The organism is Acinetobacter sp. MB5 (genome assembly GCF_003261585.1).
Lineage (GTDB): Bacteria > Pseudomonadota > Gammaproteobacteria > Pseudomonadales > Moraxellaceae > Acinetobacter.
The window spans coordinates 1-12,791 of sequence record NZ_POVU01000008.1; the positions used below are offsets into that span (position 1 = coordinate 1).

The 12,791-nt window shown below is 42.2% G+C and carries 17 protein-coding genes and 1 riboswitch; of the genes, 10 read left to right on the forward strand and 7 right to left on the reverse strand.

Annotated features, from left to right (window positions below; all coding sequences use genetic code 11):
- Nucleotides 1-219: 219 nt before the first annotated feature.
- The 5 genes from C1A47_RS10945 to C1A47_RS10965 all read left to right on the forward strand — a co-directional run bounded on the left by C1A47_RS10945 (nucleotide 220) and on the right by C1A47_RS10965 (nucleotide 4,544).
- Nucleotides 220-831, forward strand: a complete 612-nt coding sequence (locus C1A47_RS10945) for a DUF1285 domain-containing protein (protein ID WP_111895083.1) — start codon at nucleotides 220-222, stop codon at nucleotides 829-831.
- 46 nt (nucleotides 832-877) lie between these two features.
- Nucleotides 878-1,744: a glutamate racemase gene (murI, locus tag C1A47_RS10950; RefSeq protein ID WP_111895084.1), complete on the forward strand. Its 867-nt coding sequence runs from the start codon at nucleotides 878-880 to the stop codon at nucleotides 1,742-1,744.
- An 86-nt stretch (nucleotides 1,745-1,830) separates the two neighbouring features.
- The gene (locus C1A47_RS10955) at nucleotides 1,831-2,838 is read left to right on the forward strand and encodes a DUF4062 domain-containing protein (protein ID WP_111895085.1); all 1,008 of its coding nucleotides are present in this window, start codon (nucleotides 1,831-1,833) and stop codon (nucleotides 2,836-2,838) included.
- Between the two features lie 44 nt (nucleotides 2,839-2,882).
- Nucleotides 2,883-3,887: a ferrochelatase gene (gene hemH / locus C1A47_RS10960; RefSeq protein ID WP_111895086.1), complete on the forward strand. Its 1,005-nt coding sequence runs from the start codon at nucleotides 2,883-2,885 to the stop codon at nucleotides 3,885-3,887.
- 12 nt (nucleotides 3,888-3,899) lie between these two features.
- Nucleotides 3,900-4,544, forward strand: a complete 645-nt coding sequence (locus C1A47_RS10965; protein WP_111895087.1) for an MBL fold metallo-hydrolase — start codon at nucleotides 3,900-3,902, stop codon at nucleotides 4,542-4,544.
- A 6-nt stretch (nucleotides 4,545-4,550) separates the two neighbouring features.
- On the opposite strand, the gene C1A47_RS10970 is transcribed toward C1A47_RS10965, so the two are convergent.
- On the reverse strand, nucleotides 4,551-4,736 hold the full coding sequence (locus C1A47_RS10970; protein ID WP_111895088.1) for a DNA gyrase inhibitor YacG: 186 nt from the start codon (nucleotides 4,734-4,736) through the stop codon (nucleotides 4,551-4,553).
- An 82-nt stretch (nucleotides 4,737-4,818) separates the two neighbouring features.
- Here C1A47_RS10970 and C1A47_RS10975 point away from each other — a divergent pair, with 82 nt between their 5' ends.
- The 5 genes from C1A47_RS10975 (at nucleotide 4,819) to C1A47_RS10995 (ending at nucleotide 8,064) form a co-directional block, all read left to right on the forward strand.
- On the forward strand, nucleotides 4,819-5,457 hold the full coding sequence (locus C1A47_RS10975) for a DUF938 domain-containing protein (RefSeq protein ID WP_171294378.1): 639 nt from the start codon (nucleotides 4,819-4,821) through the stop codon (nucleotides 5,455-5,457).
- A complete protein-coding gene (locus tag C1A47_RS10980; protein ID WP_111895090.1) occupies nucleotides 5,447-6,643 on the forward strand; it encodes a TIGR03862 family flavoprotein in 1,197 nt (398 codons plus the stop codon). Before C1A47_RS10975 ends, C1A47_RS10980 begins: the two co-directional genes overlap by 11 nt.
- A 58-nt stretch (nucleotides 6,644-6,701) precedes the next feature.
- Complete coding sequence (locus C1A47_RS10985; protein ID WP_111895091.1) at nucleotides 6,702-7,109, forward strand: GFA family protein; 408 nt, start codon at nucleotides 6,702-6,704, stop codon at nucleotides 7,107-7,109.
- 50 nt (nucleotides 7,110-7,159) lie between these two features.
- Nucleotides 7,160-7,226: riboswitch (Fluoride riboswitch) on the forward strand.
- Nucleotides 7,227-7,346: 120 nt separating this feature from the next.
- Nucleotides 7,347-7,730: a fluoride efflux transporter CrcB gene (gene crcB, locus C1A47_RS10990; RefSeq protein ID WP_111895092.1), complete on the forward strand. Its 384-nt coding sequence runs from the start codon at nucleotides 7,347-7,349 to the stop codon at nucleotides 7,728-7,730.
- Between the two features lie 13 nt (nucleotides 7,731-7,743).
- Entirely contained in the window at nucleotides 7,744-8,064 is a 321-nt protein-coding gene (locus C1A47_RS10995) for a DUF190 domain-containing protein (RefSeq protein WP_111895093.1), read from the forward strand.
- Nucleotides 8,065-8,109: 45 nt separating this feature from the next.
- Here C1A47_RS10995 and C1A47_RS11000 read toward each other — a convergent pair whose 3' ends face one another.
- From C1A47_RS11000 to C1A47_RS11025, 6 genes are all read right to left on the reverse strand, one after another.
- Nucleotides 8,110-8,442, reverse strand: coding sequence for a HopJ type III effector protein (locus C1A47_RS11000; protein WP_111895094.1), 333 nt, complete (start codon nucleotides 8,440-8,442; stop codon nucleotides 8,110-8,112).
- Nucleotides 8,443-8,579: 137 nt separating this feature from the next.
- Nucleotides 8,580-9,917, reverse strand: coding sequence for an ABC1 kinase family protein (locus C1A47_RS11005; RefSeq protein ID WP_111895095.1), 1,338 nt, complete (start codon nucleotides 9,915-9,917; stop codon nucleotides 8,580-8,582).
- Nucleotides 9,918-10,004: 87 nt separating this feature from the next.
- Entirely contained in the window at nucleotides 10,005-11,375 is a 1,371-nt protein-coding gene (locus C1A47_RS11010) for a sensor domain-containing diguanylate cyclase (RefSeq protein ID WP_111895096.1), read from the reverse strand.
- A 219-nt stretch (nucleotides 11,376-11,594) separates the two neighbouring features.
- Nucleotides 11,595-12,047, reverse strand: a complete 453-nt coding sequence (gene secB / locus C1A47_RS11015; protein WP_111895097.1) for a protein-export chaperone SecB — start codon at nucleotides 12,045-12,047, stop codon at nucleotides 11,595-11,597.
- A gap of 24 nt (nucleotides 12,048-12,071) precedes the next feature.
- The gene (grxC, locus tag C1A47_RS11020; protein WP_413772961.1) at nucleotides 12,072-12,326 is read right to left on the reverse strand and encodes a glutaredoxin 3; all 255 of its coding nucleotides are present in this window, start codon (nucleotides 12,324-12,326) and stop codon (nucleotides 12,072-12,074) included.
- Nucleotides 12,327-12,342: 16 nt separating this feature from the next.
- Nucleotides 12,343-12,753, reverse strand: coding sequence for a rhodanese-like domain-containing protein (locus C1A47_RS11025; RefSeq protein ID WP_111895099.1), 411 nt, complete (start codon nucleotides 12,751-12,753; stop codon nucleotides 12,343-12,345).
- Nucleotides 12,754-12,791: the final 38 nt, after the last annotated feature.

The following is a 12,791-nucleotide window of genomic DNA, read 5'->3' on the forward strand; positions in this document are numbered from 1 at the left end:
GGCCCTGCGCCAACGATCACGACATCAAACTCCATCGATTCACGTTCGATGTGCTCCATGTAGGACTCCTCATATTGCTTAAAGGTGGCAACCAAAGTTGGTGCTGCCATGAGTGTTCTTTGGTATAGATTCAAATATTTTCAGTTAGTATAGATTTGAACCGTGTTCAGTCCATTGACTGAGAGGGCTGTATTTTCTGTCAAATAGGGCATAAAAGCGATGGCAAATCAAAAGATTTCACCCGATATGAACAAAAAAACGTCAAGTTGTGATGATAAAAATTTTAAACAGATTACTCAATACTTAAAAGATGGACAGCAAGGTCACAAAAGGTCAATTCCCCCTCTTGACCAATGGCACCCAACACATTGTGGCAAAATGAATTTAGTCATAAAATCCAACGGAGAATGGTGGCACGAAGGTCAATTGATCACGCGAAAAAGCCTGATAGACCTCTTTTCAAGTGTGCTTTGGAAAGATAAAGATACATTTTATTTAAAGACACCCGCCGAACAAATCGAGATTGAAGTTGAAGATGCGCCCTTGCAAATCAATCAGATTGACCAGATCGATCTCAATGGGGAAAGTTATTTGCAATTGACCACGACCCATGGTGATGTCGTGATTGTTGATGCTGAACATCCGATTTTTATGCAGCAGTATGCAGGAGAATCGCGTGCTTATGTCCATGTCCGTTTTGGATTGAATGCACTGATTCAACGTCAGTGTTTTTATCATTTGGTTGATTATGGAACACTCAGTGAAACGGAGCAGGGAGAGTACATTTTGTCTTTACAAAGTGGTGATTTTCTCTTGCAATTACACAGTTGAGGTTTAAGCTTTACCACATGAATTTGATTGCCATTGAAGTCTGACCATGACCGCAATACAACCTAGACCACTTGTTTCTCAACCAATGCCTCAAGCAGATTCGCATGCGCCGATTGGGATTTTTGACTCAGGGATTGGTGGCTTATCTGTTGTACAGGAAATTGCACAATATTTACCGAATGAGCGCATTATTTATTTTGCGGATACGGCACATGTGCCTTATGGCCCGCGTTCTGGACAGGACATTCGTGAGCTGACTGCCCATGCCATTGAGTGGCTGTATCGTCAAGGTTGTAAAGCTATAGTGGTCGCATGCAATACGGCATCAGCGTTTAGTCTGGACTATTTGCGCGAGCACTATGGAGAAAACTTTCCCATTATTGGGTTAGTTCCTGCGCTAAAACCTGCGGTTTTGCAAACTAAAAGTAAGGTTGTGGCAGTGTTGGCAACACCAGCGACCTTCCGTGGACAATTAATTAAAGATGTCATGCAACACTTTGCAGAGCCTGCGGGTGTTAAAGTTCTCCCAGTGACGTGCTTAGAATTGGTGCCACTGATTGAAGCAGGGCAGCAGATGAGTGCACATTGCTTAGACGTTTTAAGAGAATGTTTAAGCCCAGTAGCCGAGCAAGGTGCAGATTATCTGGTGTTGGGGTGTACCCATTACCCGTTTTTGACTGAAGCCATTCAGCAGGTATTTGGTAATCAATTCAAGCTTGTAGATTCAGGTTTGGCAGTTGCACGGCAGACGGCTCGGGTACTGATCAAGCATGGATTAGTAAATAATCAGCCAATGTCTGGCACACAAATTGTTTGTTATGCTAGTGGTGGAAATACACCTCAATTACATCGCGTGGTTGAGCGTCTCATGCCGTTACATTTACAGTGGGAGATTGCAAATCTTGCCCTGTAATTTATACTGAAATGTCAGTTTTTTATGAATTATAAATAAAGTGGAATCTAGTTTATTTTTTGCGCAGTACACTCAAGAGTATAATTATGGTCGATAAACGATACCAAGTGTTTATTTCAACTTCGGGTCAGGAAATGCTTCCTGAGCGTAGTGTGCTGTGTCAAACCTTGGTCGGAATGGGTTTTTTCGCTTGGGGTTTGGAACAAAGAACACCGCTCAGTACAGCTTTGGCACGCCGACAAATTGATGACTGTGATTATGTGGTTATGTTATTGGGTAGCCACTACGGCGAGCAGTCCATGTCGGGCGTGAGTTATATGCAGCTCGAATATATTTATGCGGTCAGTAAAAATAAGCCCATTATTGCTTTTATTCACTCAGACATTGAGTCTCGACGTGATGTTTTACCGAAAGAGCCTGATATTGTGCAGGAAAAATTTCATGCTTTTCGTCAAATTTTGCAGCAAGAAGTTGAGCATATTTTTTATTTTAGGAATCTGCGGGAACTTGAATTGACCGTTCGCATGAACATGTCCAATATGCTGATTCGTTACCCTGCTTTGGGATGGGTGAGACCGCAGAACACCCAACAACTGAATGATGAAATTGTGGTATTAAAAGAAAAAATCAAAGGTTTGGAAGCTGAATTGGCACAAAAAATTCCAGATCCGCTGTTAAATGTGCGTAAAGTAAATAGCTTAGATACCTTTGATTTTGAATACCTATTACATGCCTATCAAGACGGGAACTTTAAAGAACTGAGATTAAAACGCCAAATGACATGGCTCGATATCTTGCAGGTTTTATCTCCCGTTTTTGATCATCCAACACCTGAAGAATATTTTTCTATTCGCTTAAATGATTATTTGAATGAAACAGGCTTGAAAGATGCACAAACACAAATGAAACGTGCACATGCTGTAGCACGTTCGCAGATTAATCTTCGAGCATTGCATAATATTAAGCATCAGCTCAAACAAAGTGAGTGGATTGTACCTGTTGGACGGGATGATCGGCAGCGGTTGATGTGGCAGTTCACTGAAAAAGGCAGCATCTTGCTCAAGAAAATGACAACAAATCAAGTATCCTTATGATATGTTGCAAGCTGAGTGAACAGTGCATGAATGGATAAGTCAGTGTGAATAATAAACCCAAGATTACAGTCATTTTAGCCAATTTAGGCACACCCGATGCAGCGACTGTTCCTGCGGTACGTGAATTTCTCAAAGAGTTTTTGTCAGACTCGCGCGTGATTGAAATCCCTAAATTACTTTGGCAGATGATTTTAAGAGCCTTCATTTTACCATTTCGCCCAAAACGGGTAGCGCATGCTTATGCTTCGGTTTGGGGTGAAGACTCTCCAATGCGCGAAATCATGTTTCAGCAAGTGGCTTGGCTCAAACCACGCCTTGAAGCCGCTTATCCCGAATTTGAGCTGCATATTGTGCCTGCCATGAGTTATGGCAATCCGGGATTAAAAGCACTTCTAAAAGAACTACCACCGCAAGAACATCTTCTAGTTTTGCCACTGTTTCCGCAGTACTCAGCGACTTCAACTGCACCGCAGTACGATCAGTTAGCAGAATGGGTGATGCAGCAACGCAATTTACCAGGTTTAACCATTATTCGGGATTATTACCAGCATCCACTGTATATTCAGGCACTTGCAGAAAGTGTTCAGCAGTATTGGGCAGAGTATGGTCGTGCTGAAAAGCTATTGATGTCATTTCATGGCATTCCACAGCCCTATGCAGACAAAGGTGACCCTTATGCCGAGCGCTGTCATGTCACTGCAAACAAAGTGGCACAAGCTTTGAACTTGACGGATGGTGAGTGGGCAATCAGCTTCCAGTCCCGTTTTGGCAAACAAGAGTGGGTCAAACCGTATACCGATGCGTTGCTAACCGAATGGGCACAACAAGGGGTGAAATCAGTTCAAGTTTTGAGTCCTGCATTTTCGGCGGACTGTCTTGAAACATTAGAAGAACTTGCCATTCAAAATGCCGAACTGTTCCAAAGCCAAGGTGGACAGTCGTATGCCTATATTCCTGCTTTAAATACTCAGCCACTGCATTTGCAGTTGTTTGAACAATTGTTGTCAGCACATTTAACGGCCCTACAACAGACCTTTGCAAGTTACTGAGATTAAGAAATTATGCTTCAAGTTAAAATTGTCCCTGTCACGGCATTTGCACAAAATTGTTCAATCCTTTGGGATGCTGATACCAAGCAGGCCGTATTGATTGATGCAGGCGGTGATGCGCGAAAACTGCAACAAGAAGTCGAAGCACTCGGTTTAACTGTACAAGCACTTTGGGTCACGCATGGGCATCTGGATCATGTCGGGGCAGTCGGTGAATTGGCACGTGTGTGGCAAGTGCCCGTGATTGGCCCACAAAAAGAAGATCAGTTCTGGCTCGATGCGCTGCAAGATGTTTCAGCGCGTTATGGTTTCCCAATTCCTGAACCTGTAGAGGTGACAGAGTGGCTTGAAGGTGGGGAAACTTTAAGTTTGGGTGAACACCAGTTTGAAGTGCGTTATGCACCAGGACACACACCTGGGCATGTGATGTTCTACAGTGCCGAATATGGTTTGCTGTGGACGGGAGATGTGCTGTTTAAAGGTTCGATTGGTCGCACGGACTTTCCACGAGGCAATCATCAGCAATTACTGGATTCGATTCAACGGGAATGTTTTAGTTTGCCCGATGACACCCAGTTTATTTCAGGACATGGGCCAATCAGCACCATTGGACATGAAAAACAGTTCAATCCCTTTGTTGCCAGCAAAGCAGGTTAAGACCTGCTAAAACTCATCTTCTTGGCGAGAAATATCCGATTGCGGTGAGTCTTGAGTGGGTAGACGATAATCTTCGTTTGCCCATGCACCTAAATCAATCAGTTTACAACGCTCCGAACAAAATGGACGATAGGGATTATCTTCCCAGTGGCTCGGTTCACCGCAGCGTGGGCAAGGGAAAGTGCGAGGCATAAGCAACTCCTACAAAAGCGTTTTCGGGTAGGCATTTGGTCAAGCACTTGTTAGACTTGTGCCAATTTGTGAATAGTTTGATCTGATTATGCATCTTCGTCAATTTCAAGCCCAGCGTATGCAAGCCCCGCGTGACTTTCAGGCCATTGAAAATCTGCCTGTTTGTGTGGAAATCGGTGCAGGCAAAGGTAAACATGCTGTTTTGTTTAGTCAGCAGCAGCCTCAGTCGACGCTGTATGCAATTGAGCGTACGCGCGAAAAATTTGAAGCGATGCAAAAACAGCATCAATTGGCTGATTTAAACAATCTGTGTCCTGTTCATGCCGATGCGTTGCCGTGGATTACCCACGCGCTCTATCCTGCACAAGTTGAGCAGTTTTTTATTCTGTATCCCAATCCTGAACCGCATAACCCTGCACAGCGTTGGGTGAATATGCCATTTTTTGAGTTCATTTTGTCACGTTTGCAGTTTGGGGGGCAGATTACCCTTGCCAGCAATATTCTTGAATATATTGAGGAAGCAGAACAGCAACTCAAAGACATTTGGAAATTACCCTATGAAAAACAGTTGATTGCATCGGATTCAGCTCGCACACATTTTGAAGTGAAATATTTGGAACGTGGTGAATTGTGTCAGCAACTCATCATCCGTAAACCTGCGGATTACACCACCCGTTTTGACGATTTTATGCCGCTCTTGGGACAAAACCATGCAGGCTAAATCGGTGGCGATTGTCGGGGCAGGGCCTGCGGGTCTGATGGCTGCAGAAGTGTTGAGCCAGTCAGGTTATGCTGTTGAAGTTTTTGAACAGATGCCTTCGGCAGCACGCAAGTTTCTTATGGCAGGTAAAACAGGACTCAATATTTCTCATGCCGAAGCTTTTCCTGAGTTTATCCAGCGTTATGATCATGCCGATTGGTTGAAACCGTGGTTAGAGCAGTGGGATGCCACATGGATTCGCCAATGGATGGATGGTTTAGGCATCGAATCCTATGTCGGGACATCAGGGCGAATTTTTCCTGTCGAGATGAAAGCTGCCCCTTTATTGCGTGCTTGGCTTAGACGTTTAGCCGATGCGGGTGTGGTGTTTCATTATCGGCATCGTTGTGTCGACATTCAGCCTGAGCAAGTGCTGTGTTTTCAACATACGCAAACGCCCTATGCACCTGTCATTCAACAGAAATTTTCCGCGATTATTTTAGCCTGTGGGGCAGTGTCTTGGTCGCGCTTGGGCAGTGATGGCGCATGGCAAGCATGGCTGAAACCTGAAGAAATTAAAACTTTTCAGGCGAGCAATGCAGGTGTGGAACGAACATGGTCAAGCTATATGCAGCCTGTGTTTGGTCAGCCTTTAAAGCGGGTTAAAGCTTGGGTCGATCAAGCCGAACAGGCGAGTATGGGCGATATTGTGATTACCCAATATGGTCTAGAAAGTGGACTGATTTATAAGTTGAATCGTGCCCTGCGACAGCAAGCTTCCATGCAGCTTTATTTAGATTTATTACCTGAACTGACCCAAGCAGAATTGGCACATAAGCTTCAGCCTCATAAAAAACAGTCGATGGCCAACATTTGGCGTAAAGCGGGTTTGGATGCTGCAAAAGCCAACTTAGTCCGCGAGCTTGTGCCGAAGACACTTTGGCAGCAACCCGAAGCATTGGCTGCTCAGATTAAGCAGCTTCCGATTGCGCTAACAGGTTTTCGTCCGATTGATGAAGCGATTAGTTGTGCGGGTGGAGTCAAGCAAGACGTTCTCAGTGATGCCTTGCAACTCAAGCAGCATGCAGGCATTTTTTGCTGTGGTGAAATGCTGGACTGGGATGCTCCAACGGGCGGTTATTTGCTGACAGCATGTTTTGCAACTGGACGTGCAGCAGCACACGGTGTGGCGCAGTTTTTAAGCTAAAGCCTATCTATTTTTGTTATGCTGACGCCACGATAAATACAACATGAGGGAAGAACAAATGTCTGAAACCATCTATCGTGGCAGTTGCTTATGCCAAGGCATTCAATACGAAGTGCATGGTGCGATTGGCGATATTGTCGAATGTCATTGCCAGCGTTGCCGTAAAGCCAATGGTAGTGCCTATGCGGCCAATGCCCCGATCCGTGTTGCAGACTTTAAAATTGTGCAAGGTGAGCACTTACTGAAAAAATATCAATCCACTGCCACCACACAGCGCTGTTTCTGTAGCGAATGTGGCTCACCGATTATCAGCGTAAAAGAAGAAACGCCTGACTTATATCGTTTACGTATTGGCACACTCGACACACCACTGACGCAAAAACCAACCATGCATATTTTTGCTGACTCAAAAGCAGAGTGGGATGAAATTTGTGATGGATTGCCACAGTATGCAGAACGTCCTTAAAAAGATCGGGAAAAACGATTTTTCATGTGATTGCAAGATCGTCTAAGATAAGTCCATCAGGAGATGGCATTCCTCCTGTCACAAACCGCCGTATCGGCTAATGATGCCTACGCCACCCTTCATCAACGACAGGGTACGTAGGTTTCGTGTGCGTACTCTGTTTAAGGAGTACGTCAATGATCTTTTTATTCTCATCATCTACTCTTTTAGATTTATGCTAAAGGAGAGCTAAAATATATGTATTATTCACTCATTTCGATTGCCCTTGGTTCAATGTTTGGGGCATGGACACGCTGGTTCGTGGGCTTAAAACTCAACTCAATTTACCCTGAGATTCCGCTTGGAACAGTTGTGGTCAATTTGGTTGGAGGATTTATTATTGGCTTTGCAATTTCATTTTTTGCACACAGCAGCTTGAGCCCAAACTATAAATTATTTGTGGTGACAGGCTTCTGTGGTGCTTTAACCACTTTCTCAACATTCTCGGCAGAAATTATTAGCCTATTGCAAAATGGCAAATTCAGTTTGGCATGTTTAGCAATCTCGCTACATTTGATCGGTTCATTGTTGTGTACATTCTTAGGTATGGCTGCACATCATTATTTAACCTCACAGTCTTAAGTTGGAGATCGCTATGCAAGGTTATTTACTGCGTTTTTATACAGAACAAAAAGTACAGCATCGTGGCAAGTCTTTATCAAAATGGTTACTCAGTGTTGCCCAGCAATTTAATATTCAAGGTGCAACCGTATTGAGTGCACTTGAAAGTATGGGGCGACAAGGTCAAATCCATTCGAGTCATTTCTTTGAGTTGGCAGACCAGCCGATACAGGTGGAATTGATTGTCACCGCACAGCAAGCCGAACAATTGTTGGATTATTTGCAGCAGCAAGAGCTGTCTTTGTTTTATGTCAAAATTCCCGTGGAATTTGGCTCAATTGGGCAGTTGTCATAAAAAAAGCAAGCGAGAAGCTTGCTTTTTTTATATGCAGTAACAGCCTTATTTTGCTGTTAAAACTTGACCTTCAAATTGAATCCCTGACCAGCCATGTTGCATAAACTGACGGATATTTTGGTGATCTGTGCCTTCTGGTGTTGCCAATACAGAAGCATAATGTTCTGCAAACAATGCTAAGGTATCTTGTGGATTTAACTCATTCAGTTGGGCAAATGAAAACACTTTAGCGCTGCCTTGGTTTTCAGTGCTGGCATTGTGCTGTGCGCCGTTTTGGAATGCAGTCGGTGTATGCGTGTAGTGTTGTTCAATGAATGCAATCACATCTGCAAATTTTGCTTGACCGTTTTGGAGTTGCTCTAGAAGAACCTGAGCCATAATAACCTCGAAGAATATTTAAAATACAGCGAAGCATAGCATTGTTAACAGGCATAAAAAAAGAAGCCTAAAAGGAGGATATGTTTTAGGCTTCATAATGGTTTCAGGTTAAGACGATTAACTTAAAGCCAGATTAATCAATTTTTAACGGATGTATCGTTTGTAGGAGTGATCTGTTGCTTTGAATCAGGAACCAGCTCATGGAACAGGCTATTTAGATTATCTTTAACTTTCAAATGTACCAGATTCCAGTAATGTCCCGTGAAGGTTCTGTTAAGCATTAAGGTATGCGGAGAAGGCTTGAATAAGTGCCAATACTTTAAAGATGGTTTCATTAACGACATACCATCATGATGCGCACTGTTTTTAGCAAAATCATAATGATGGGTTAAGGGGCGTAACAGAACTTCAAGCCAGTCTAGATATAACTCATTGGGAAAACGCTGCTTTTCGGTTAAGACATGTAGTTCAGCCAAGGTATCTTCGAGTAACTCAATATTGCCATGTCGGGCAGCTTGAATCAGTTGTAGAAAAAATTGGACTTGTTCATGACTGAGTTGTTTGACGCCACCGTAATCATAAATAATGACACTCCCATCGGGACGAAAGGCCAAATTACCTGGGTGAGGGTCACAATGAAAACGTTTGAGATAAAAAATTTCCTGTCCCATTGCGGTAAATAAGCGTTTACCCAATTCATTACGCAGTTCTTGTGACCATGTACTGGCATATTCAATGCTTTCACCTGCTTCAAAACTCAGCGTTAAAATATGGCGAGTTGAATATTCTTTAAAGACCTGAGGAATAACAATTTTCTGATCTAGTTTTTGATGAAATGCTCGTGCGATTTCAAGATTTTGTGCTTCGAGTTCATAATTCAGCTCATTTGCCAGACTCTCTTGGATTTCCTCAAATAATTGATCTTGCAGCTCTTTATCAATCTTGAGCATACCCATCATACGTAGAGCCAAGCGAATTTGTTTCAGGTCACTTTCACATGCGGCATCGACCCCAGGGTATTGGACTTTTACCACAACCTCCTGACCATTTTTTAAGGTCGCACGGTGTACCTGACCAATCGATGCTGCGGCAAAAGGTGTTTCGCTAAATTCACTAAAAACTTGTTCTAAATCTTGTCCAAGTTCATTTTCAACTTGTGCTCGAATTTCACTAAATACAACAGCAGGGGCTTGGCGTTGTAGTTTGCTAATCGCATTGGCCACTTCAGGGGGGAATACATCTTTATACTGAGATGCAATTTGTCCCACCTTCATGGCGGCCCCTTTCATTTGCCCGAGCGTATCTGCAATTTGGACACCAATTTCCTGAAATAGCTTCGACTTTGCTGCATGTTTTTGTTCTTCATCGGCATTTAAACTGCGAAGTGTATTTGAAACTGTTTTCGTGGCAATGCTCGCTGTCATCCCTGCAAGTTTAAAAAAACGCCGTGTCGGGGAGTGTGCTGAATTTGCCATAGAGTTGAAAACCTTTATTGTTGTATGAATTAAATCATAGAGAGCTTTAGCTTTAAATGTGATAGAGAATTGTTAACTGTAACGGGATTAAATGTGTTGATCAGCTTGAATCGTGCGACCACGTCCCGATTTTTTGGCACGGTACAAGGCCTGATCAACACTTGCTAATAAATTGGTCAAATTGCCATTACCCTGATCAATCAGCACGACACCAGCACTGTAATTCAGCTCTATTGGTTGATTTTGATAAATTAACGGATGGTTACTGAGCGTATTTCTTAATGTGTGATCTATTTCCATCGCTTCGTTTATAGAAGCAACTTTCATAATCACTAGAAATTCTTCTCCACCAAAGCGTCCAACCATCATGGTTTTTTGAGAATGAGAACGTAATAATTTACTAAAGTGAACCAGTGTCTTATCGCCAGCCAAATGTCCCCATGTGTCATTAATCATTTTAAAATGATCAAGATCTAGCATAAAAACACAAAAAGGCTGATGCAGATCTTGATTCTTACTCGATTGAAGGAGTTGTTCAAGCTGGTGCAGAATTTCATCACGATTTAGACACTGGGTTAGACCATCAATACTGGCACGTGTCTTGAGTATTTTTTCAGCTTTACGCTGTTCGGTAATATCAATCCCAAAATTCAGCGTTGTGTGATCAGGTAAAAGCAGCTGTGCCCACAGCGTGGTGAGTATGCTGCCATCGCGATGCAATGGATTCCATTCTTTGAGTTGTTTTGACCCAGCATTTTGTTGACTGTGTTGTAAAACCTGATCACGATATTTTTTATCGGGATAAAACAGTTTAAGTGGTTGTTCAAATTCTTGCAGTTCTTGTTTTGACCAACCAAAAATGTGTTCACATTGCTTATTCCACATCACGATTTTTTGTTGTTCATCCAGCGCATAAATCATGATAGGGGCATCGTCCACAATATCTTGATAAAATTCACGAATGTTTAAAGAGTGAAAAAAATTATTCTTAAAATTAGCCCGTTCGGAAAAATACAGTCGAACAATATTCAGAAAGAGAATGAATTCAGTACTGGTAAATAAATGATTGGGTTGTGATGAATAAAAATTTAAATATAAATAAACAGTTGATAGGTTTTCACGTGTGGTTAGTTTAAAAATGACTTCTTTACTTTCAAAATGGTTGCCACTTGAACTTGGTATATGAAAGGCAATCTTGGGATGGCAGGCTTGGAATGTGTGCTGGTGAATGTACTGCTGACATTGCTGTTCAGAAAACTGATGATGTGGTTCAGAAAAAAAATGACATTCGTCCCATTTATGATATTGCTCAATCAGCCATGTTGCAGATGTGTGGAGTTGAGTTGAGCTCTTCTTCAACAATTCATAAGGAGTAGTGCTTTGTTGAATTGTATCTGTAAGTTGGCTGACTAAAGATAATAGTTGTATGGAATTAAGGGTACGTATAGGGCTATGCATTTGAATTTATTCTGACCTACTCGGTAAATATCTATTTTAGCCATGTGTCCATGGATCTATTTGTTATATGCTTAATTGTAATAGATATACTTGTAATAATGAACAACTGTTGTTCATGGAAAAAAGGGATAGTGTGAGTGTGATCACAGCTTAGAAAAAATATTTTATTGTTCCATACATAAAAAAAGCCACATGATGTGGCTTTTTTTAGCGGTCAAATTATGCTTGACCTTGAGCCGCCGCCATTTCAGCGCGTTGCATGTTCGCTTCAAATTCAGCATCAAAGTTGATTGGAGTCAACAACAATTGAGGGAAGCTACCTTTAGTCACAAGGTCATTCACTGCTTCACGTAAAAATGGGAACAAGATATTTGGGCAGTATGCACCTAAAATGTATGGAAGGCGGTCTTCTTCTACACCACTAATGAGGAAGATACCAGACTGCGTAACGTCAACTAAAAATGCAGTTTCATTGGCATTTTTTGCTTCAACAACGACTTTCAATGAAACTTCATAGTGCGTTGGATCAATCTTTTCAGCAGCAGAAGAAAGATTGATATTGAGTTCTGGTTGCCATTCTTGAGTAAAGACTTGTGCACCTGGAACTTCAAAAGAAACATCTTTAGTATAAATACGCTCTAGAGCTAATTGAGCTTGTTGTTCTTCACTCATTTTAAATCCTTAGTGTGATTGTGGTTAAGCAAGTAGTGGATCGAGCTTGCCTTCACGCTCTAAAGCATAAAGTTGATCAAACCCACCAATAAATTGATCATTAATAAAAATCTGTGGCACAGTACGATGATTGGTGCGTTGCATCAATTCGATACGGACTTCAGGCGCTTCATTTGAAAGATTGATTTCTTTAAAAGCAACGCCTTTGCGCGTAAGCAATTGTTTTGCACGAACACAATAAGGGCAAACGGTTGTTGAATAGATGACAACTTCAGCCATGATCGACTCCTCTGACTTATTTCTTCGCTTTTACGAGTGGTAGACCTTGGGCTTTCCAGTTTGCAATACCACCATCTAAACGATAGCTATCGGCATGTCCTACTTGTTGTAAAGCACTGCCCGCAACCTGACCCAAATTACAGATAAACACCAATGGGCGATCTGAACCTTTCAGTTCTTCAAGATGGCTCGAAATCTGGCTGTAAGGAATGTTACGGCTACCACTGATATGTCCTTCACGGAAATCCTTAGCATCACGTAAATCGATGAGAATGGCATTTTTAACTTTGACTAAAATACCAAGGGATTGTGGTGAGATTTTTCGACCGCTGCGTCGTCCTTCAAACACGAAGAACAACACGATAAGAACGGCAAGAATACCAAATAAAAAAGGGTGGTTCCCCATGAATTCAAACCAACGTTCCACAATTCACCTTATAACCATCAAAAATTGAGCTAGAGTAT